The sequence below is a fragment of the Stenotrophomonas sp. WED208 genome (assembly GCF_040984485.1).
GTDB lineage: Bacteria > Pseudomonadota > Gammaproteobacteria > Xanthomonadales > Xanthomonadaceae > Stenotrophomonas > Stenotrophomonas riyadhensis.
Genome location: NZ_JAZARB010000001.1, coordinates 521,769 through 543,454, shown reverse-complemented (window position 1 = coordinate 543,454; position 21,686 = coordinate 521,769). Strand labels below are relative to the sequence as shown.

The 21,686-nt window shown below is 65.3% G+C and carries 19 protein-coding genes; 10 read left to right on the top strand and 9 right to left on the bottom strand.

Features of this window, described 5'->3' with window-relative positions; genetic code table 11:
* Positions 1-109 precede the first annotated feature (109 nt).
* Complete coding sequence (locus VPH47_RS02425; RefSeq protein ID WP_110713835.1) at positions 110-415, top strand: KGG domain-containing protein; 306 nt, start codon at positions 110-112, stop codon at positions 413-415.
* 10 nt (positions 416-425) lie between these two features.
* Here VPH47_RS02425 and VPH47_RS02420 read toward each other — a convergent pair whose 3' ends face one another.
* Positions 426-1,898: an MFS transporter gene (locus VPH47_RS02420; RefSeq protein ID WP_368850049.1), complete on the bottom strand. Its 1,473-nt coding sequence runs from the start codon at positions 1,896-1,898 to the stop codon at positions 426-428.
* Between the two features lie 127 nt (positions 1,899-2,025).
* Here VPH47_RS02420 and VPH47_RS02415 point away from each other — a divergent pair, with 127 nt between their 5' ends.
* A complete protein-coding gene (locus VPH47_RS02415; RefSeq protein ID WP_368850048.1) occupies positions 2,026-2,655 on the top strand; it encodes a TetR/AcrR family transcriptional regulator in 630 nt (209 codons plus the stop codon).
* Between the two features lie 15 nt (positions 2,656-2,670).
* Here the strand turns inward: VPH47_RS02415 and VPH47_RS02410 are convergent, their stop codons facing one another.
* Both VPH47_RS02410 and VPH47_RS02405 read right to left on the bottom strand, forming a co-directional pair.
* The gene (locus VPH47_RS02410) at positions 2,671-3,021 is read right to left on the bottom strand and encodes a VOC family protein (RefSeq protein WP_368850047.1); all 351 of its coding nucleotides are present in this window, start codon (positions 3,019-3,021) and stop codon (positions 2,671-2,673) included.
* Positions 3,022-3,145: 124 nt separating this feature from the next.
* The gene (locus tag VPH47_RS02405; protein WP_080291777.1) at positions 3,146-3,346 is read right to left on the bottom strand and encodes a hypothetical protein; all 201 of its coding nucleotides are present in this window, start codon (positions 3,344-3,346) and stop codon (positions 3,146-3,148) included.
* 188 nt (positions 3,347-3,534) lie between these two features.
* On the opposite strand from VPH47_RS02405, the gene VPH47_RS02400 reads away from it, so the two are divergent.
* Entirely contained in the window at positions 3,535-6,927 is a 3,393-nt protein-coding gene (locus tag VPH47_RS02400) for an autotransporter domain-containing protein (protein ID WP_368850046.1), read from the top strand.
* 72 nt (positions 6,928-6,999) lie between these two features.
* Here VPH47_RS02400 and cml read toward each other — a convergent pair whose 3' ends face one another.
* Together cml and VPH47_RS02390 are read right to left on the bottom strand one after the other, a co-directional pair.
* Positions 7,000-8,187, bottom strand: coding sequence for a CmlA/FloR family chloramphenicol efflux MFS transporter (cml, locus tag VPH47_RS02395; RefSeq protein WP_368850045.1), 1,188 nt, complete (start codon positions 8,185-8,187; stop codon positions 7,000-7,002).
* Positions 8,188-8,385: 198 nt separating this feature from the next.
* Complete coding sequence (locus VPH47_RS02390; RefSeq protein WP_368850044.1) at positions 8,386-9,291, bottom strand: LysR family transcriptional regulator; 906 nt, start codon at positions 9,289-9,291, stop codon at positions 8,386-8,388.
* A 107-nt stretch (positions 9,292-9,398) separates the two neighbouring features.
* Here VPH47_RS02390 and VPH47_RS02385 point away from each other — a divergent pair, with 107 nt between their 5' ends.
* From VPH47_RS02385 to VPH47_RS02375, 3 genes are read left to right on the top strand one after another with little or no spacing between them, the layout of a single operon-like run.
* Positions 9,399-10,934, top strand: coding sequence for an MFS transporter (locus tag VPH47_RS02385; RefSeq protein WP_368850043.1), 1,536 nt, complete (start codon positions 9,399-9,401; stop codon positions 10,932-10,934).
* Positions 10,925-11,353 carry a hypothetical protein gene (locus VPH47_RS02380; protein WP_350259622.1) on the top strand — a complete coding sequence of 143 codons (429 nt, stop codon included), beginning with the start codon at positions 10,925-10,927 and terminating at the stop codon, positions 11,351-11,353. Before VPH47_RS02385 ends, VPH47_RS02380 begins: the two co-directional genes overlap by 10 nt.
* A 38-nt stretch (positions 11,354-11,391) precedes the next feature.
* A complete protein-coding gene (locus tag VPH47_RS02375; RefSeq protein WP_368850042.1) occupies positions 11,392-13,074 on the top strand; it encodes a peptidoglycan D,D-transpeptidase FtsI family protein in 1,683 nt (560 codons plus the stop codon).
* Positions 13,075-13,158: 84 nt separating this feature from the next.
* Here the strand turns inward: VPH47_RS02375 and VPH47_RS02370 are convergent, their stop codons facing one another.
* Positions 13,159-13,611, bottom strand: a complete 453-nt coding sequence (locus VPH47_RS02370) for a PA2169 family four-helix-bundle protein (protein WP_368850041.1) — start codon at positions 13,609-13,611, stop codon at positions 13,159-13,161.
* 554 nt (positions 13,612-14,165) lie between these two features.
* Between VPH47_RS02370 and VPH47_RS02365 the strand changes: the two genes are divergently transcribed.
* Together VPH47_RS02365 and VPH47_RS02360 are read left to right on the top strand one after the other, a co-directional pair.
* The gene (locus VPH47_RS02365; protein WP_110713847.1) at positions 14,166-17,000 is read left to right on the top strand and encodes a TonB-dependent receptor; all 2,835 of its coding nucleotides are present in this window, start codon (positions 14,166-14,168) and stop codon (positions 16,998-17,000) included.
* A gap of 257 nt (positions 17,001-17,257) precedes the next feature.
* Positions 17,258-18,286 carry a hypothetical protein gene (locus tag VPH47_RS02360; protein WP_110713849.1) on the top strand — a complete coding sequence of 343 codons (1,029 nt, stop codon included), beginning with the start codon at positions 17,258-17,260 and terminating at the stop codon, positions 18,284-18,286.
* Positions 18,287-18,294: 8 nt separating this feature from the next.
* Here VPH47_RS02360 and VPH47_RS02355 read toward each other — a convergent pair whose 3' ends face one another.
* Entirely contained in the window at positions 18,295-19,188 is an 894-nt protein-coding gene (locus VPH47_RS02355; RefSeq protein WP_368850040.1) for a DMT family transporter, read from the bottom strand.
* 65 nt (positions 19,189-19,253) lie between these two features.
* On the opposite strand from VPH47_RS02355, the gene VPH47_RS02350 reads away from it, so the two are divergent.
* Positions 19,254-20,057, top strand: a complete 804-nt coding sequence (locus VPH47_RS02350) for a helix-turn-helix domain-containing protein (RefSeq protein WP_368850039.1) — start codon at positions 19,254-19,256, stop codon at positions 20,055-20,057.
* 85 nt (positions 20,058-20,142) lie between these two features.
* Complete coding sequence (locus VPH47_RS02345) at positions 20,143-20,784, top strand: glutathione S-transferase family protein (RefSeq protein WP_368850038.1); 642 nt, start codon at positions 20,143-20,145, stop codon at positions 20,782-20,784.
* Positions 20,785-20,805: 21 nt separating this feature from the next.
* Here the strand turns inward: VPH47_RS02345 and VPH47_RS02340 are convergent, their stop codons facing one another.
* The gene (locus VPH47_RS02340; RefSeq protein WP_368850037.1) at positions 20,806-21,213 is read right to left on the bottom strand and encodes a hypothetical protein; all 408 of its coding nucleotides are present in this window, start codon (positions 21,211-21,213) and stop codon (positions 20,806-20,808) included.
* Between the two features lie 49 nt (positions 21,214-21,262).
* Complete coding sequence (locus tag VPH47_RS02335; protein ID WP_111113055.1) at positions 21,263-21,682, bottom strand: H-NS family nucleoid-associated regulatory protein; 420 nt, start codon at positions 21,680-21,682, stop codon at positions 21,263-21,265.
* Positions 21,683-21,686: the final 4 nt, after the last annotated feature.

The following is a 21,686-nucleotide window of genomic DNA, read 5'->3' as shown; positions in this document are numbered from 1 at the left end:
AGGGCGCGTGAAAGCCATGGCGAAGATGGCGACCTGGACTTAGCGTGCGATGGCCAAGCATGGGTGCCGTCGTCTACGAAGGCGGCGCCCACACCGCAGGAGATTTCACATGACTGAGCAGAACCCGCGCAGCTCCAACCGGGGTTTCGCATCAATGGACCAGGAAAAGCAGCGCGCCATCGCTGCCAAGGGCGGGCGTGCCGCACATGCCTCTGGCAACGCGCATGAATTCAGTCCAGCCGAAGCACGTGTCGCTGGCCGCAAGGGCGGCGAGGCAATCAGCCGCAACCGCCAGCACATGGCCGCGATCGGTCGTGAAGGTGGACACGCTCGCCACGCCAATGCGCGCCAGCAGCAACAACAGCCTCAGGAGATCGAACGCACCGCAGAGGGCCGACAACGCCAGCAGGGCTGAATGCCGGGCGTCAGGCCGGTGCGCGCTGCCGATGCAGGCCGAAGGCAGCAACCAGGGTCAGCGCGCCGGCCACGGCCATGGCCCAGCCGAAGCCGCTGGCCATCGCACTGCGATACCACGCCAGCAGTGGTGGTGCCGCCTGCAGCGGGGTCGGCTGCAGGATCAGTTCGCGCGCGTGTGCGGCCAACCCCGGCTGCCCCGCGGCCTGCGCGGATGCGGTGAAATGCCACACGGCACGCAGGCTCATCAGGCTGCCCAGCAGCGCGATGCCCAGGCTCATGCCGGCCTGGCGCAATGCGTTCATGGTGGCTGAAGCGATACCTGCGCGCTCGGCCGGCACGCTGGCCATGACCGCCATGCCGGTCGCGGGAACCGCCAGCCCCATTCCAATGCCGAGCAGCATCAGCAAGCCGCTGGCATATCCGCGCGAGGTCAGCGGCTCGAACGCGGCCATCGCACAGAGCGCCACGCCGGCCAGCGCATAGCCCGAGACCAGCGCAGCCTGCAGCCCCACGCGCACGACCAAGCGCCCGAACAGCAACGAGACCACACCCATCAACAGGAACTGCGGCGCCAACTGTGCGCCTGCCAGGGCTGCGCTATGCCCCTGCGCCTGCTGGAAGAACAGTGACAGGAAGAACAGGCTCGCGTAGGCGGTGAAGCCCAGCACGAACGATGCCAGATTGAGCATGCCGAAACGGCGATCGGCAAACAGGTCCAACGGCAGCAGTGGGCGTGCCACCCGGCGTTCGACGATGCCGAACAGGATCAGGCCAGCGCCCGCAATGCCCATGGCCGACAGGGTCAGTGGCGCCAGCAGGCCGTGCTCGCCGATCGCGATCAGGCCGTAACTCAGCGCACCCAGCGCGACCATGCTGAGCAGCTGCCCGGCAGGATCCAGCGCGGCATGCTCTGGATGCCGCCGCTCGGGAATCCCCCAGGCACCGAGCATGAGCGCCAGCAGGCCCAGTGGCAGGTTGATCAGGAAGATGCTCGGCCACCCAGCGCGCTGTACCAGCACCCCGCCCAGCAACGGCCCAAGCACCAGGGCCAACGCACTGAACGCCGACCAGCCACCGATCGCCCGCGCGCGCTGGCGCGGATCAGGGAATGCATGACTGAGAATCGGCATCGCGCTGGGAATCAGCAGCGCGCCCGCGATGCCCTGCACCGCGCGTCCAGCCACCAGCGTCGCAAGATTGCCGGCACAGGCACAGAGCAACGAGCCAAGAGTGAAGGTGGCGACGCTGAGCAACCACATCCGCCGATGGCCGTAACGGTCCCCGAGCGGCCCCGCCGACAGCATCAGCGCCGACAACGCGATCGCATACGCATTGATCACCCACTGCAGGCCGGCCATGTCGGTATTCAACGCCTGCTGCAGGGTCGGCAGTGCGACGTTGACGATGCTGATGTCCAGCGAGGCGAGGAACGTGCCGAGGTAGGCGGCCAGCACCAGGGCCGGACGTTGGAAACGCTTCATGTGCGGATCCCGGGGGGAGGATGTGCGCGCATCGTAGCCATTGACTGACCGTCGGTCAATGACTGGCGGTCAGTCAATCCCGAAGGGCAGCTAGAATGGCGGCCGTCGCACCCGGACCTTGCCCACCATGCAGACCCCAGCTGTTGCCAGGCCTCGCACCAAGCCCGCGGAAACCCGCCAGGAAGAACTGATGGATGCCGCGCAGGCGCTGTTCCTGTCGCAGGGCGTGGACGCCACCACCATCAGCGACATCGTTGCTGCGGCCGACGTGGCCAAGGGCACCTTCTATACCTATTTCGCCTCACGCACCGAGATCCTGCAGGCACTGGCGCAGCGCTATACCCAGCGTTTCGTGCAAGACGTCGACCGCGCCGTGCAGCAGTACCCTGCCAGCGATGGCGTGGCGCGCCTGCGTGCCTGGATCCGCGCCAACATCGAGCTCTACGTGCGCACCCATGCGCTGCACGATGTGGTGTACGCCAACCATCACCACCACCAGCGTGGCAACGCCGAACGCAACGCAATCCAGCAGCAACTGTTGGCCATCCTCGACGCCGGCATCACCGATGGCCTCTGGCAGTTGCCCGCGCCGCAGGTCACCGCCTCACTGATCTATGCCGGCGTGCACGGCGCCACCGACGACCTGATCGCCGCACCAGCGCAGGATGCCGATGCCTTCATCGGCGCCGTGGTGGACGATTGCCTGCGCATGGTCGGCGTGTCGCCAGCCCCGAAGCGAGGCGGCACGCGCCGCTGAAGTCCTCGTCGTCGCTCAGGAATGGGCGAGGATGTTCAACAAGCGCCCGAACGGGTCGCGTACGAAGAAGCGGCGCACGCCCCAGGGTTCATCGACGGGGCCATACTCCAGCGCAATGCCGGCCGCGCGCATGCGATCCAGCACCTCCTGCAGGTTGTCCACTTCTATCGACAGATCCGGCACCGCCGTGCCGGATCCCCCTTCAGTGGCAAAGCTGACCTGCGCCAGCGCGCTGCCCTCGCCGCCATGGGTGACGATCCAGCCGTGGTCCATCACCACCGGCATGCCCAGCAGCTCGCCATAGAACGCTGCGGCACGCGCAGGGTCAGGCGTGGCGATGTTGGCGACGACACGTTTGACGGCCATGCGCGGCGGCTCCGATGCGATTCCCCATCCTCGCCGCTGCGTGCATGGCCTGCAAGCGGGCGGCGCTGAAACAGAAGAGCCCCGTCGGGGACGGGGCTCGTCATCAATCCTGCATTGCCACTGCTTACACAGCGCCGCAGCGATCCATGATGCAACGATCGTATTCGTACTGGCATTCCATCGCATCAACGCCACCGGACAGACACGCCTGGTAAGCCTTCCAACAGGGAAGATCGCATGGCGGAATCGGCCCAGCCACAGCAACCGAACCGCTGCAGGCCAAGGCGAACACCGCACCCGCGATCATTTTCCTGAAAGTACGCATCGACATCACTCCTTGATAAGCCTGGTGAGCCCAGGCCGGGCCACGGTAGCGAGGCCTCCGGGAGATGGAGTGAACGCCAGCGTCACGCCCAATTAACGTGTTCATAAAATTCCTGCCACATAGCTGGGGGGTATCGCCGTGCCTTGGCGTTAACGGCTTTGTAGTCCGTCATCCAAGGAAGTTGTCCGATGAATCACCCGCTGCACGGCCGTTCGTCCCACTCCCGTTCTCCGATGCATAGCCGCCTCGCACTGGCTGTAGCCAGTTCCCTGCTGCTGGCTGCTACGCCCGCCATCGCCAGCGAATCACTCGACACCTGGCAGCAACAGCGACAATTGCAGGCGGCCTGGGCGCAACCTGCCACGTCGGCGCCCTCTTCCACGCCCCTTCAGTTGCCGGTTGCAGCAGCCGCAGCAGCAGCCAGCACCACTTCGATTCTCGGTAAGCCGGGTGACCCGGCCAGCTGGCGCACGGACGAATTCAATGCCGACTGGGGTCTGGGTGCAATGAATGCCCAATTTGCGTACGCGCGGGGGCTGACCGCCACTGGCGTCCGGCTGGGGGTGTTCGACAGCGGCACCGGCTTGGATCACCCGGAACTCGCCGGCAAGAATCATCGCAGCATCACTATTGCTGATCTGTTGAGCGATGGCAGCCGGTGTACGAACAGGACTGCATTGACGGGTCCGGATGCATGCTTCTCCAGTGCTGGCGATGAGGTGCAGGTTCAGCGGTATACGCTTGATCCCAAGATGCCCAAGTTCATTGCCGATCTGATTCTGCGCGACCCGCAGATTAGCGAGCTCCTGCGAAACGCATCCTATGAGGATCATGGCACCCATGTGGGTGGCACCATCGCTGCCAATCGGGATGGCGCAGGCATGCATGGCGTGGGATTCGGTGCAGATCTGACCGTCGCCAGATTGTTCTTTAACAGCGTCACCGAGATCTATCTCAAAGGACTCGGTCTTGATACGCGGGTTAAGTCCACAGGGCCAGAGAATTCGGCGCTTGTCGATCTATACGATCAGATGAATACCCAGGGCGTGCGTGCGATCAATCACAGCTGGGGATTGGCTGAAGAGCCCAAGTCAGCAGCTGAATTTGATAGCCGATACAGCGATCCCGAATGGCTTGAGAGACTCTCCATCTTCGCGGACGGCGCACGCGCCAGGGGCATGATTCAGGTCTGGGCAGCCGGCAACACTGATGTGGAAATTCCCACGCCTGAGGAAAGTCCGATTGCCGGCATATATGCAACCTTGCCGCGAGCCCTTCCCGACATCGAGCGGTACTGGCTCAGCGTGGTCAACGTCCAGGAGGACTTGACGCTGAGCAATCGATCAAACAAATGTGGCCTGAGCGCCAACTGGTGCATTGCGGCGCCTGGGACAGACATCAACTCAACTACCTACGACCCCTCTGCCCCGCCAACGGCAGATATTCGCACCGATGCGAATGGCAACATCTCGCTTGACGTAACTCAGCGCGTGCCGACGCACGGCTATGGAGAGAAGAGCGGAACGTCCATGGCGGCCCCGCACATTACCGGTGCTCTCGGGCTGCTTTTTGAGCGCTTCCCCTATCTCGATAGCGCACAGGTCCGCGACGTGCTGCTGACCACCGCCCGCGATCTGGGCGATCCGGGCGTCGATGAGATCTACGGCTGGGGCATGGTCGACCTGCGCAAGGCCATCGAAGGCTACGGCTCGCTGCGCGTGGACACCAACGTGGTGATGAACCAGAAGGCCGGTGGCCTGAAGGTGTGGGAAGGCGATGCCTGGGATGACTGGACCAACGACATCGGTGGCCCCGGCAAGCTGACCAAGTCCGGCATCGGATGGCTGCGCCTGACTGGCGACAACACCTTCAACGGCGCGGTACTGCAGGACGGCACGCTGGAATTGAACGGTGCCAACACGCTCACGTCAGCGATCGAGGTCCAGGGTGGCCAGTTCCTGCTCAACGGCAGCCTGGTCTCCACCGCGCTGAACACCACCGGTGGCGTAAGCACGGTCAGCGCCAGCGGCCTGCTGAAGGACAGCAACCTGACCGTCAACGGTGGCGTGGTGTCCTTCAACGGCACGCAGACTGGCGGCACCACCACGGTCGGTGTCAACGGCCTGCTGAAGGGTGTCGGTACGCTGGGCACCACCCGTGTGGACGGCATCATCGCGCCCGGAAACTCGATCGGCACGCTGACCATCAACGGCGACTACGTGCAGGGCGCAACCGGCATCTATGCGGCCGAGCTCGCGCCGGGCGGGCGTAGTGACCAGCTGCGCGTGACCGGCACCGCCACCCTCGGCGGCACCCTGGTCGCACTGCCGGAGCCGGGCACCTACTACCTCGGCGAACAGTTCAACTTCATCCGCGCCGATGGCGGCGTCAGCGGCCAGTTCGCCAAAACCGACTTCAGTGCGTTCTCGCCCTTCCTGCAGTTCAGCCTGGCCTACGGGGCCAATGGCACACGCATTGATGTGGCCCGCGGCGCCTCGCTGGCCAGTGCCGCCACCACGCCGAATCAACGCGCGGTGGCCGGCGCCGCTGACGTGCTGGCGATCAACCAGGGCCTGCCCAAGCCGCTGACGCAACTGTTCCCGCAGCAGGTGGGCGGCGTGCTCGACGGCCTCAGCGGCGAGCTGCATCCGGCCACGGCATTGGCCCTGGTCGAGGGCAGCCGCTACGTGCGCGATTCTGCACTGTCACGTCGTGCCGGTGCAGTCGCCCCGGGTGCCGATGCGGGCGACGCCACCGGTGCATGGGTGCAGGCCCTTGGTGGCAACAGCAAGCTGGATGGCAACAGCAATACCGCCCGCACCGAAGCCAACAGCAATGGCCTGTTGGTCGGCATCGACCGCGAGTTCTCCGGCTGGCAGGTCGGCGTGCTGGCCGGCACCGGCCGTACCGACGTGAAGCAACAGGAGCGTCGAGCCAAGTCGAAGATCGACAACTCCCATTTCGGTGCCTACGCGGGCCACAACTGGGGTGGTTTCGGCCTGCGCGGTGGCGTGGCCTGGAGCAAGCACAAGGTGAAGAGCACGCGTGATGTCGACTTCGCTGGCTTCAGCGACAGCCTGAGCGCACGCTACAACGCGCATACCCGCCAGGCCTTCATCGAAGCCGGCTATCGCTTTGGTGGTCCAGAGGCCGGACTGGAGCCGTACCTGCAGATCGCACGCGTGGAGGTCGACCTGAAACAGATCAACGAACGCGGCGGCGCGGCGGCCCTGCACGGCAAGGTGGACGACACCGGCACCACGATCGCCACGGCGGGCGTGCGCTTCGACAAGGGCCTGAAGGCATCGTTCCAGCAGGACAGCTGGCTGCACCTGCGCGGCGGTGTCGGCTATCGCCGCGCCTCCGGCGACCGCAGCCAGGTCGGCAACCTCGCCTTCGCCAACAGCAGCACCACCTTCGTGGTCGAGGGCGCTCCGATTGCAGACAACGCCGTAGTGGCCGAGCTGGGCCTGGCGGCGTGGCTGACGCCCCGCCAGCAGCTGGAGCTGGGCTACAGCGGCCAGTACGGCAGCGAGAGCCGCGATCACAGTGCGAATGTGCGCTGGTCGGTGCGCTTCTAGTACCACGCACATGATCGCTTGACGGGTTGGGGCGGCCTCATGGCCGCCCCTTTTTTCATCCACCGCCCAAGGCTATGCGCGGCACCGCAACGCCGCCACAGCAATCAGACTGGCCAGTGACAGCAGCAGGCCATAGGCCACCAACGGCCACACCGTATCCCCCGGCAGCAGCACGGTAGCCAATGTCCCGAAGCCGGCCACGATCACGCTCTGTACGGCGTAATACAGCGCCACCGCCATGCCGGACACATCGGCGAAGTCTCGCAGCGCGCCGTTGGCGGCCACCGAGACCACCATCACCAGCCCTACGGCAATGCCCCACATGGGCAGCACGACAGTGGCGAATGAGAATGGCAACGCCGTACCGAGTGCCATCAGCAGCACCCCTGCCACCATCACGCACAGGCCACGCACGAAGGTTCCGCGCGTATTCCAGCGTGCGATGAAGACGTTCGCCATGCGCGAGGTGATGATCATCATCAGCGCCACCGTTGCGAATGCCAGGCTGAACGCGATCGACGAGTACTGCATGCGCCCGACCAGCACGCGCGGTGCGATCGAGAAGAACACAAAGAACGTCCCCATCGCGGCACTGAACCCCAGCGTGTATGTCCAGAAGGCGCCACTGCCAAGCATCCTCCGCAGTGCCGGACGCGCCTCTCTGCTGCCTGCTGGCCGGGTTTCCTGCCACTGGCGCTGCGCGCGCAGCCAGGCGATCAGGCCAAGCACACCCAGCAACACGAAGATCGCACGCCAGCCCGCTGCCGTGGCCACCAGCGCACCCAGCATCGGCCCCAGCGCCGGCACGAAGGCCAGCATCGAGGCGAACAGCCCATACAGCGACGCGCCTTCGGGTGTATCGGCATACACATCACGCACCGTGGCAAAGGTCGCCACCAATGCCGCCGACGCTCCCACCGCCTGCACGGTTCGCCAGGCCAGGAATGCTGCGCCGCTGCTGGACATGGCCAACGCAAGCGACGCAAGCGCGAACAGCAACGCCCCCAGCAACAGGACCGGCCGCCGCCCGATGCGGTCGGACAACGGACCGAACAGCAACTGGCCCAGGCCGAGCACCAGCAGGTAGATGCTCAGCGTGAGCTGCACCACCGCTGGTGATGTCTGCAATGCCTGCGGCATCACCGGTACCACGGGAAGATAGATATCCATGGCCAGCGAGGCCAGGAGGTCGAACGGCGCCATCAGCGCAATGGCCGATGGCAGGGTATGGGCCCAACGCGGGGCCTGACGATTGAACATGGGGAATCTCCGCCCAGAGTGAATCCGGCGGTGATCCATCCACCTCGCGTGCATCGCAGGGGTGATCACCGCAACAACGTCTGCATCGTTGTTGCGGCTCAGCGAACTGTCTGCGGACCGTTCCCGTTGTTCATGGTGTCCATCGAATGCGAATGCAGGTGGCGCAAGTGTAGCAATCGTCCAGCTGCCGGGCGGAGCTCAGGCCAGGGGCAACATGTCGATGCGCCTGCACGGCGTTTCCTTCACCTGCTCGATCAGCCGTCGCACCACGGGCGAGGTCTCCCCACGCCGGTACTGCACAGCGATGGTCGAGACGATGGTGGGACCGGCCAGTGGCAGGTAGATCATCCCGGGCAGCACCAGCGTGCGTTGCAGCACCGATGGCACGATCGCCACCGAACCGACGCCGACCGATACCTCGGCCAACACCGCCGCGAGATGCCCGGGCTGGGAACGGATACGTGGAATGAAACCGCCGCGACGCCCGACTTCCATTGCACCCACCGGCTGCTCCGGCATGACGAAGCCCTCCCGGGCCAAAGATGCCGGCTGTACCGGCGCCCTGGCCCGCGCCAGCGGATGGGTTTCCGGCAGCGCCACGCAGAACTGGTCTTCGACCAGGGTGTGTTCGCCGAAACTGTCAGGTACATCCATCGGAGGCCGGCAGAACACCACATCGACCCGTCCTTCCTGCAGCAGCTGCGGGAGCTCGCCCATCGGCCATTCGCTCACCTGCAGTTCCACGCCCGGGTAGCGGCTGCGGAACCGGCTGAGCTGATCCTGCAACGCGCCGGCATACAGCGCCGAGCCGACGTAGCCAATCTCGATCTTGCCGATCTCCCCCCGCCCGGCGCGCCGGCCCATGGTTTCGGCCTGTTCGAACCGGCGCAGCACATCACGGGCTTCGGCCAGGAACACCTCGCCTGCCGAGGTCAGCAGCACCTCCCGCCGGCCGCGGTCGAACAGGCGCGTGCCGAGGCGACGCTCGATGTCCTGGATCTGCACGCTCAGCGTTGGAGTAGCAATGCCCAGGCGCAGGGCCGCACGACCGAAGTGCAGCTCCTCGGCCAGGGTGACGAAGTACTCCAGGTGACGGCGTTCCATGGGCGGTTTTTCGTTAGGTTCAATCTAACGTAACCAGAAAACACCGAGAATGAAACAAACACCGATCACTGCTGGAATGGCCTCCCCCCCCTTCCTGCGAGCGCCCGGTGCCGCCCTCCCCTCCCTCTTCGCCTGCACGGCACACGCTGCCTGACGCGATCCTGCTGGTGGCCTCGCTGGGCTGCACGATGACCGTGCTGGAGACCAATGCCGTCGCGGTCGCACTGCCCAGCATCGCGCGTGACCTGCACGCCGGATTCGCCGATATCGAGTGGGTGATCAGTGCCTACATCCTGTCCTTCACCTCACTGCTGCTGCCCGCCGGCGCTGTCGCCGACCGCTACGGCCGCCGCCGGGTGCTGCTGATCGGCATCAGCCTGTTCGCCCTCACCTCTCTGCTCTGTGCACTGGCGCCCGGTGCCACCCTGCTCTACCTGGCGCGGGCAATGCAGGGCATTGGTGCTGCCTTTCTGCTGGCACCCTCGCTGTCGATCATCGGCCACACGTACCACGAGGGGGCTGCCAAAGACACCGCATGGGCGTTCTGGGGCACCGCCATGGGCGTGATGATGGTGCTCTCACCGCTGATCGGCGGCCTGTTGTCCGCGCTCTGGGGCTGGCGCGCGGTGTTCATCGCGATCCTGCCGTTCCTGGCCCTGCTCGGCTACGGCACGCTGCGCTGGATACCCGAGTCGTCCGACAACGTGGTCCGCCCGCTCGATCCGCCCGGCATCATCACGTTCAGCGTTGCCATCTTCGGCATCGTGTTCTTCCTGGTGGAAGGACTGGCAGAAGGATGGTCATCGGCCCCGGCGCTGAGCGGGCTGGGCCTGGCCATCATCATGGCCGTTGCCTTCGTCATCGTTGAACGGGCACGGTCACATCCCATGGTCGATCTCGGGCTGCTGGCCAGTCCGCGTTTCGTCGGCGCACTCATTGCCATGGTCGGCTATTCGGTCAGCGCACAGGTCATGGCCTCGATGCTGCCGCAGTACCTGCAGAACGGCATCGGCCTGAGCGTGCTGGCCGCGGGCGCCGGCATGCTTCCCTTCGCCGCCGCAATGCTGCTGTTTCCCAGCGTGGGCCGGCGTCTGGGCCGCCATCTGACCAGTTCGGCCGTGCTGGCGATCGGGCTGTCGGTCACCGCCGCAGGCAATGCCGTGGCCGGACTGGCCGCGTGGCAGCACCGGCCGTGGCTGGCACTCGTGGCAATGGTGGTGATCGGCGCCGGCGGCGGCATCCTCAATGGCGAGACGTCCAAGGCCATCATCGGCGCGGCACCACGCGAGCGCGCCGGCATGGCCTCCGGCATCAGCGCGACCACGCGCTTTGTCGGCATCCTGCTCGGATTCACCGTGCTGTCCGGTGCCTTGAGCCTGGGCATCCGCAGCGCACTGGCCGCGGCGGTTCCTGCGCGCGATGTACTGCAGATGGCCGATGCGATCGCTACCGGTACCTTCGCCGATGCGCACACCGCCGCCTTCGCACAGGCGATCTACAGCCATGGATTCGCCAGTGCACTGTGGACGTCGGCCATCGCCGCGCTGCTGGCCAGCCTTGCGGTGTTGCTGCTGGGCCGTGGCCGGTCTGCGGCAGAAGCACCATCCCTCCTGCAACGCACGGAACCGCGCGCATGCGACTGAACCTCCCGCTGATCCTGTTTCTGTTCGCCATGCCGGTAGCCACCACAGGAGCGGCATCGTCCAGTTCTCCCATCGAACCACCTCGTGCAGCGCTGCTCAGCCAGATCGACCAGGGCATGGCGAACGCCGTGGCATGGGAGTACGCGTTCAACGCCATCGCCTCCTGTGATGTCGCACGGATCGACTACACCCTGCGCAACCAGCACGACAGCCATCCCGTGCAGGTCCAGCCGCTGCTGGATGCCGGCTACACCGCAACCTATCGCACGGCCGAACCCTATCCGGTCCTGCAGGACCGGCTGGCCACGCTGCGCGATGCGGAGATCGCCTGCATGGCTGTTGCCGATGGCCGCAGCCACGCCAATGTCATCGACCGTGCTTCCGCACTGCTGGCCTACATCGCCGGGCAACCGCTGTAACCATTGTCTCGATGCCCCATCGCATACGCACCCCCACCATGGCACCACGCCGCGTGCGTGCCCATGACTTCCGACGCCGCTACCGCCTGACCTGTGCCGCACTGGCCGTGCTGGCGGGCCTGCTGCTGGCGCGGGCCGCTGACGTCCAGATCGTCCATCACCACTTCTACCGGCACCAGGCCGAAGCACGGATGCTCCGCCACCATCCGCTGCGCGCGCATCGCGGTACGCTGTACGACCGCCACGGCATCGTCATTGCCGGATCGGCTCCCGTGGCATCGCTGTGGATCGATCCGCGCGCCTTCTTCGACGCATCAGGTTCAGTCGAGCAGCTGGCCTCGGTACTGGATGCCGATGCGGCGGTGCTGACCAGACTGCTGGCCCGCAACCGGCAACGACGCTTTGTCTATCTGCCTGGCTTCCGTCGCGGCGATCCAGCCCGCCTTGAAGCACTGCAGGCCAGGGCACCCATAGGCGTCCACCTGCAGCAGGAGTTCAAACGCTTCTATCCACAGTCGGAGCTGTTCGCGCAGACCGTCGGCGTCACCGATATCGAAGGCCGTGGCCTTGAAGGCCTTGAGCGCCTGTTCGACGCGCGCCTGAGCGGACAGGCCGGCTACCGTGACGTCATCATCGATCGCAAGGGCCGCCCGGTCGAACTGCGCGACCGTGGCCGTCCCGCGCGTCCCGGCGAGGACATCGTGCTGTCGCTGGACAGCCGTATGCAGCACATCCTGCAGGCAGGACTCGGACCGGCAGTACAGCGCCACGGCGCGGCTGCCGCCAGCGTCGTGGTGCTGGAAGTCGGTACCGGCCAGATCCTGGCGATGGCCAACTGGCCCACCTACAACAGCAATGCGCCCGGTACCGGCGCCGCCGATGCACGCCGCAACCGTGCGTTGACCGATGTGTTCGAGCCCGGCAGCACGGTGAAACCCTTCACCGTAGCTGCAGCGCTCAAGGCCGGCGTGATCACGTCTGCCAGCACGTTCGACACCCACCCAGGCTGGATCCGCAATGGGCGCTTCACCACCCGTGACTATCGGGATCTGGGCGTACTGGATACCAGCGACGTCCTGAAGAAAAGCTCAAACGTGGGCATATCGTTGATTTCGCACCGCCTGAGCCGCGAGCAGCTGCACGCGATGTTTGCCGCACTGGGCGCAGGGCATGTCTCGGGGAGCGGATTTCCCGGCGAGCGCAACGGTGTACTGGCCGCACCTGCTGCATGGAGCGGCACCAGCAAGCAGACCCTGGCTTATGGGTACGGGCTGTCGATGACCACGCTGCAGCTGGCCAATGCCTACGCAACACTGGCCAACCATGGCCTGCGCGTGCAACCGACCTTCGAGCATGGTCGCGCAACAGCGGTGAGCCGTGCCATGCCCGCAAACGTGGCCGACCAGGTGATGGACATGATTGCCACCACCACCGAGCCCGGCGGCACCGCGACGCGGGCCCGCATCAGCGGCTACGCCATCGCCGGAAAGACCGGAACCGCGCGCAAGGCGGCTGCCGGTGGATACGCGCGCCACTACATGTCCCTGTTTGCGGGGGTCATACCAGCGCGACATCCACGCTATGCCGTCGCCGTGGTAGTGGACGATCCCGATGCACGCCGCGGAGGCTACGGTGGTGGAGCAGTCGCCGCCCCCATCTTCAGCGAGCTGATGGGGCGCGTTCTGCACCTGCAGGACATCGCGCCCGATGCGCCACGCTGAGTCCTGCACGCCACCTCCAGGCTGGCCGGGGCAGCCACGCTGCCCCGACCGTGGCGGCTCCGGGGAGAAGGCCGCCGATGATCGTCAGGCCGCCTTCATGGCGTGCTTGCGCGCACGCATTACGTTGTGGCACTCCTGCACTTCAGGCAGCAGCTGGGTGACTTCCTGGCGCACGGCCGGCGGCAGTTCGTTGTCCTTCAGCACGTCCTTGAATGCGCCAAGCAGCCGGTCTTCGGACTCTTCCAGCTCGGCCACGTAACCATAGTTGGTGTCGCCGAATGCAGCGCGGACCTTGCCATAGAACTGCTGCATCGAACCGACCACGGTGCCGTGCTCGGCCGGCTTGCCACCGCTGGCGGCAACCGAGCCACTCAACGCGGCAACGATGCGGCCCTTGACGCCGGCAATGCGGGTGAACAGGGCCGACAGCTCGGCGTCCTCTACCTTGGTCGCCGCTTCTTCATAGAACGACTTGCCATCACGGGCAATCTCGATCAGGTCGTTGAGGCGGTGTTCGATGGTGGACTGGGTGCTCATGGAATCGCTCCTGTGTGCTCGATGGTCTATGGAGAATGACAGCGCGAGTGCGTTGCCTTCGGGACCACTGTGGAGGTTTGAATGTGCCGATTGGGTGAGTACGAATTGATGCATGCATCACCACCCTCAACGCGCCCTGACTCCTTCATCCCGTCGCATTTCCGCGTTCACGGCACCTGAGCAGAACGCCGACGATTCACCATGGCGCGATGACGATGATCAGCGTCACCAGCAGTGCGATGGCAAGCACCAGCAACAGCACATGCCACTGCTTCCACGTGGGTTTTGGTTTGCCGGGGATATTCATCGGATGTCTCCTGGAGTCTGTCATCAGCATGCAGCCAGACTGAAGCAGAGCGCCCTTGGTGCGCGTCGCGGTTTCGTGCATGGCCTGTGCATGAACGTTGTATCCGGCGCGCGACGATAACGCGTCCATAACGTAATCGAGTTGTAAACGGAGTGTTAGGTTCCTTCCGATTCCGCACAGCGGGATTTCAGATCGGTTTCCACGCAGCGATGCGGAAACCCATTCAACTGGATTTGGAGAGAGCCAAATGCACCACAAGTACACCCTGCTTTCCCTGGCGGTGGGCACAGCCCTGGCCGCCGCCTGGTCGCCGGCTGCGCATGCGCAGAATGACGGCGACAAGACACCGAAGAACCTGGATCGGATCCAGGTGACCGGCTCGGCCATCCGCAGCGTGGATATCGAAACGCAGCAGCCGATCGTCGCCATCACCCGCGCGATGATCGAACAGCAGGGCTTCACCACCATCGCCGACCTGCTGCAGAACCTGACCTCCACCGGCGCGCCGACCATCTCGCGTGCGCGCGCGTTGGCGTCCGGCGAGAACGTTGGCGGCTACTACGTCAACATCCGCAATCTGGGTGCCACGCGCACCCTGGTGCTGGTCAACGGCAAGCGGCTCGGCGCCACCACCAGCGGCCTGCAGGATCTCAGCCAGATTCCGATGAGCGCGGTGGAACGCATCGACGTGCTGAAGGACGGCGCCTCCTCGCTGTACGGCTCGGATGCAATCGCTGGCGTGGTCAACATCATCACCCGCAAGAACTACGAAGGCCTGGAAGTGTCCATGCAGCACGGACAGTTCAGCCAGGGCGATGGCAAGGACAGCACGTTCTCGCTGGTCACCGGCGCCCGTGGGGAGCGTGGCGGATACACCCTCGCACTGGAATACCAGAAGTCAGACCCGGTGTTTGCCCGCGACCGCGAGTTCTCCCGGTACGGCGGCGCCGGCCCCAACTATCCGGGCGCGGACTGGAGCAACATCAGCCAGAACGGTTCGTGGTGCGACCCGGCGCTCTACAAGTGCAATACCGGTGACGCCGTATTCAAGACCCTCAATCGTGGTGGCGATCCGAAGAACCCGAACGACTACCACCCGATCACGCCGGCCGAGTTCGCCAACGGCAATGAGCAGATGCATCTGCAGACCGGCATCGAGCGCCGCTCGCTGTTCCTCAGCACCGACTACGCGCTGACCGACCAGATCAAGTTCACCGCCGACATCGGCTACAACGAGCGAACCACCGACCAGCAGATCGCGGGTTACCCGTACCAGTCCACCAAGTTCGGCACGCCGCTGGATGCGGCCAGCGTGTTCAACCCGGTCGACCACAGCATCGCGTTCAATCGCCGCCTGTGGGAGGTGCCACGCACCACCGAGAGCAAGCTGAAGTCGCTGCGGGTAGCACCCAGTCTGTCCGGCTACTTCGAGCTGGGCACCAAGACGTACGACTGGGAAGTCGGCGCGTTGTTCAACCGCAATGAAGTTACAAAAACAGGCCGTGGCGACATGAGCCTGATCGCTTCCCGGCAGGCATTGGGGCCCTCCTACCTCGATGCCAACGGTGTGGCCCGGTGTGGCACGGCGGCATCGCCGGTCTCGGGTTGCCTGGCCTGGAATCCTTTGCTGCCGTTCGGAGTCGCGGGGGCTGGCTCTCTCTCCGATCCCGAACTGCAGCGCTTCTTGTTCCCGACGTTCAACGATACCGGCATCACCAAGACCCGCAGTTACTTCGCCAACATCTCCGGCCCGGTGATCGAACTGCCCGCCGGTGACCTGTCCGTCGCGCTGGGCTACCAGTACCGCAAGGAAGAAGGCCGCTTCGTGCCTGATGCCTTCGCCCAGTCACGGCAGAGCACGGCGCTTGGTGCGTCCACCACCGCCGGTGACTACAGCCTCAACGAGTTCTTCGCCGAAGTGAACGTGCCGATCCTGCGCGACCTGCCGTTCGCCAAGGAACTGACCGTGAACCTGGCTACGCGCTACTCCGACTACAGCAACTTCGGCAGCACCACCAATTCCAAGGCGAGCTTCGCCTGGCGTCCGATCGAAGAGCTCATGATCCGCGGCACCTTCGCCGAAGGCTTCCGCGCACCGAGCATCTCCGATCTGTATGGCGGCCTGGGCACCAGCTTCGAAACCTATGTCGACCCGTGCGGCATCGGCGCCACCAACAGCGTCAACGGCAACGCTGCCTGCAACGCTGCCGGCGTCCCGCTGGGCTACCAGCAGCTGAACCAGAGCCTGAAGCCCTGCGCCAGCTATCCGTGCGCCACGCCTGACGAGTTCACCACCGGCTCCGATCCGAAGCTGCGCCCGGAAGAGTCCAAGAGCAAGACCGTGGGTGTGGTCTGGAGCCCGCGCTGGGTCGACGGGCTGGACATCAACCTCGACTGGTACAGCTACAAGATCACCAACATGATCATCCAGGACAGCGTCGACCGTATCCTGCGTGACTGCTACGTGCTCGGCAACGCGTCGCGCTGCGGCAGCGTCAAGCGCGCTGGCGATGGCCACATCACCAGCATGTTCTACGGCCTGGCCAATCTGGGCTCGATGGAAACCGAAGGTTGGGACCTGGGCATCCGCTACCGCCTGCCCGAGTTCTCGTTCGGCCGCTTCACCATCGACCTGCAGAACAGCTATGTCTCCAAGTACGACGAGCAGAACCAGAATTCGGCGGGCGATACGATCATGATGGGCCGGATCGGCCAGCCGGGTATTTCCCGCCTGCGCTCGAACCTGGGCGTGAACTGGCAGCTCGGCAACTTCAGCACGCAGTACACCGTGCGCTACTACTCCGGCATGGTGGAAAACTGCGTACCGAACCGTCCTTGTACCCTGCCCGACCGCTACGCCTACGGTGAACCGGATGCCCTGCGCAAGGTCGGTTCGAATGCCTTCCACGACATCCAGGTCAGCTACAAGCTGCCGTGGGATGGCACCGTGGCGCTGGGTTCGAACAACGTGTTCAACCACCAGGGCCCGATCATGTTCTCCAAGCCGTCCAGCTCCTTCCCCTACTACGGTGGCTTCGATATCGGCCGCACCGTGTACGTGAAGTACTCGCAGCGCTTCTGACGGGCATGTCCGTGCTCGTGGCCGGCGGAAGGGGAGTCCGCCGGCCACGATGCACACCGCCTCCACCCAATCTCCATTGTTCTTCGACGGAATCTCCAAGGTTCCCGGCAACACTGATGTCATGACGGCTGAGGAGCAGGACCGCATGGATTGCCACGCGCCCCGACACTGCACGTCCGTCTCCAGGTTCACCACTGAATGTGAAGGTGCGGCCGGGTTCCGATGTTCCGGTCGTACCGCCGCAAGGGAAGTACGAGATGACGACGGCAGTTCGCACCGGCCTGACCGACCTGGTCGCTGACGCGCAGCGGTACCTGCGCAGGATTCTCCCGGGGCTTGCCTCGGCGGTGCATCCACTTGCTTCATCGCATGCCATTCCACACGCCATGGCATCGCGTTACCACCTCGCGGGGCTGATGCTTTACGGGGAAACCCCCGCCATGCTCGCCGTGGCCCGCGAACCGGGCGAATCCAGCACCCGCGTTATCCAGGATGTGCGCTGCCTGCGCTCTGCAGCGAATGCACTGGTGCTGTACGTCTCGCCCTATCTCACGCCGACCCAGCGCCGCTTCCTGGTCGAGAACCACATCGACTTCGTGGTCCCGCACACTCAGTTGTTCGCGCCCAGCCTGGCCATTGAGTTCCGCGACGACCCCGATCATGAGAAGAAGGCCATCTCGCTGCTGCCTTCGGCGCAGGCCGTGCTGATCCATGTGCTGCTGAGCGGCCAGTCGCGCTGGTGGTCACCGCGCGAGATCAGTGCCGTCGCCGGCTACACCTCGATGACGGCGTCGCGCCTGTCTGCCGAACTGGTCGGTCGCGGCCTGGTCGAGCGCTCCACCGGTGGCCGCGAGCGCTTCCTGAAGCTGGCCGGCAACCGCGACGAGGTCTGGGCCAGGGCACAGCCGTTCCTGCGTTCCCCCATCCTGAAGGAAGTGGATGTCTGCTGGGGCCCGACCGCCGAGGCACTCCGCGATGCGGGGCATCCGGCGCCGACGGCAGGCCTCGACGCGCTTGCTGAAACCTCACCGCCCCCGATCGGTGGCACCCGCGCACTGCACATCGATGCGTGGCGGCTGCTGGGCGCACTTCCCCTGCCCGGTCCGGACTGCCTCCAGAGCGCACGGCTGCAGATCTGGGCCTATCCGCCGGCATTCACCAGTATTGGCGATGTGGTGGACCCGCTTTCGCTGTATCTCAGCCTGCAGGGCAAACGTGGCCATGATGCAGACGCGCTGCAACAGCGGGTGGAACAGGCGCTGAGCGGAGACACGTATCCCGCATGACCGAAGCCCTATGCGGGCTGCTCGCTCGGCACTGCAGCAGCGCGCCTGGCGCTGTACTCGGCGAACACCACGCCGGACACCGCCAGCAGGCCACCACCCAGTACCCAGCCACCGAGCGATTCTCCCAGCAGCAGTACAGCCAGCGCGGCGGTCACGATCGGCACCAGGTTGAAGAAGCCAGAGACGCGCGCAGCGCCCAGGCGTGACAGTCCGGTCATCCAGGTCAGCGGCGCCAGGATCGAAGCGCACACAGCGGCGAAGCCGATGCAGCCGACCGCCGTGAGGTTATTCACCCCGGTGCCGACCAGCAGCTGTACCGGCAACAGGATCAGCGATGCAGCGGTGGCCTGCAGGAACAGCGACTCCAGCACCGACAGCGGAATCTTCCAGCGCTGCATCAGCACGTTGTAGGCGGCGAACGCCAATGCACCGATCAGCATGATCGCGTCGCCGCGGTTCAGGCCCTGCGCTGCCAACCGCGCCAGGTCGCCCTGCGAGACCACCGCCACCACACCGGCAGTGGAGATCACCGCGCCAAGAATGGAAGTGCCTCGCACCGGATGGCCCATGAACACGCGCGACAGCGCCAGCGCGATCAACGGAATCAGCGCCTGGATCACCCCCATGTTGGTGGCCGAGGTGAAGTGCGCCGCATAGTAGGCCAGGCACTGGTACATCACCCCACCCAGGCAGCCCAGCACCAGGAAGCGCCCGAGATTGGCGCGCACGGTCGGCAGGTTTTCGCGCAGACGTGGCAGCGCGAACGGCAGCAGGACCACCGCCGCGACCAGCCAGCGGAAGAAGCCGATGTCGATGGGGCCGACCGAGCCCGAGGCGAGCTTGGTGACAATGGTGTTCGCGCCCCACAGCAGGCAGGCGAGGATCGGGAAAAGATAGTTCACGGAACGCGGGTGTACGTGGGGGATTGCCCAGCGTACGCTTGGCGCATATCGAGGACATCCCGAAAATGCGCCACTCCGACCCCGGCTTGCGGCAACCGATGGAGCCGATCCCCACCTTCCGCGAACTGCCTGGCCCGATCTACTTCCGGCAGGGTGCGATGGAACCCACGGACTGGGGGACGCACAGCCATCCGTGGGGCCAGTTCAACTTTGTCGCACAGGGTGTGATGGAGATGAAGATCGACGGCGAGTGGATGGTGTCCCCGCCGCACTACGCGATCTGGATTCCACCGGGGATGGCCCACTACTCGCGCAACCGCTCGCAACTGGCCTATCGCTCGGCCTATCTGTCGCCGGCCTTGTCACGCCGGTTGCCTGATCGCTGCCGTGCACTGGAAGTCAGCCCGCTGCTGCGCGAGCTGCTGCACGAACTGGCACGGCAGGGTGTGACCGATCCGCGGACGCCGGCCCATCGGCGCATGGCCACCGTGGTCATCGACCAGATCGTCAATGCGGCCGTACTGCCCAGCTTCCTGCCGATCGCCAGCAGCGATGCACTGAAGCAGGTGATGGCGTACATGGAGAAACACCTGTCGGTGGCCGAATCGGTTGCCGAAATCGCGCAGCGGCACCACATGAGCGTGCGCAAGCTGGAGCGCATGGCACGTAGCGAGCTGGGCATGTCGCTCGGTGACTGGCGTGGACGGGTGAAGTTCGTGCGCGCCACCGAGGCGCTGTGCACCCGCCGGCCGATCAGCCGGATCGCCGAGGAGCTTGGCTATTCCGGCGTCAGCGCCTTCGCCGAGATGTTCAAGCGGCACGCGCAGTGCACACCGGACCAGTACCGGAAACTGCATCAGGCGGCGTGAACGACGCAGCGGGCGCTGTCGATTTCCCGCCTCCCCGTTCGTCGGAACAGGAAAGGCCCCCCTTCGGCCTGCTGGAGCCCCCCCGATGTGCCCGATCCTCACCGCCTTCGCCACTTCCCCTGACCGCGGCCAGGGCCTGGCCCGTGACATGCGCGTACGCTGGGCGCTGGAGGAGCTGGCCGTGCCCTATGACGTGCAGCTGCTCAGCATCGCGGAGCTGAAGCAACCCGCACACCTGGCGCGCAATCCCTTCGGGCAGATCCCCACCTGGCAGGACGGCGGCCAGGTCCTGTTCGAATCCGGCGCGATCGTGCTGCACCTGGCCGAGCAGCATGCCGGCCTGCTCCCTGCTGATCCGGATGCGCGCATGCGCGCCATCATGTGGGTGTTCGCTGCGCTGAACACGGTGGAACCGCCCATCGTCGAGCGCTCGATGGCCTGGGTGCTGGAACGCGAGCAGCCCTGGTACGCGCAGCGTCTGCCAATGCTCGATGAGCGCGTGCGTATGCGGCTGTCACAGCTGTCCGCCTGGCTGGGCTCGGCGTCGTGGCTGGAGGGCGAGTTCAGCGCCGGCGACCTGATGATGGTCTCGGTACTGCTGCGGCTGAAGAGCAGTGGCCTCCTCGATGAGTACCCGCAGGTGGTGGCCTATGTGGGCCGTGCAACGCAGCGCCCCGCCTACCAGCGTGCGTTTGCTGCGCAGCTGGCGGTGTTCCAGAACGCCTGACGCTACGCCCGTGGGCAGGCCTCAGTGCAGACTGCGCCGAGATGCGGCCTGCACCAGCATCAGCTGCGCCACCAGGATCAGCATCGCGCAACCTGACAGCAGCCACGGGTCGATGTACCACTGCGCGTTGAAGCTGAAATCTCCGGCGGAAATACGCTTCCAGCCGTTGAAGTGCTGCATCGCCGCGACCACGAATGCGAAGCCGCCCGCGGTATACGACAACCACGGCACGATGAGGCCGCCCGGTCGCGCGAACAGCGTCAGCACACCCAGCACGCCGATGATCGTGCGCTGCACGCGGCAGAACGGGCAGACATAGGCCATCCCGCTCCATTCCACCGCCCAGGCCAACAGGCTGACCAGCACGGCCGCGCCTGCGGCTGTGTACAGGACTTTCGGCGTGATCGTCATGCCACCCTCGTGTGCCATCCCGTGCTCCTTGGTTGAAAGACCCGGGCAGCGTAGCAGTGCCGCAGCCTCATCCCTTCTTGATGACGGTCCGCTTGCCGATGGTGCTGGTCTTGCCGGCGGTCGGCTTGGCCAGGCCAGGAATCAGGAAATCGGTGGCCTTGTGACCCATCGACACCTTGGACGCCAACCAGCGCGGCATGCGCCCGCGACCGGTCCAGGTCAGGCGCTTGTATTCCGGGTCGCGATACTTGGGCGCGACTTTGCCGGATTTCCGGCGGGCGGGCTTGCGGGCGGGCGCAGGTGTTTCCGAGGCTTCGCCACCGAAGAGTTCTTCGAGGGTGTAACCGGCCTCCGCCGCGGCGGCCTTCAACATCCGCCGCACCGCGCTGGCCGGGCGGCGGCTGGAAATGAGCTGTTTCCGCTGTTCAGCGGCAACCACCAAGGCGCCCAGCTCCCGAAGGCTGAGCGATTCAATATCGATCGTCATGGTG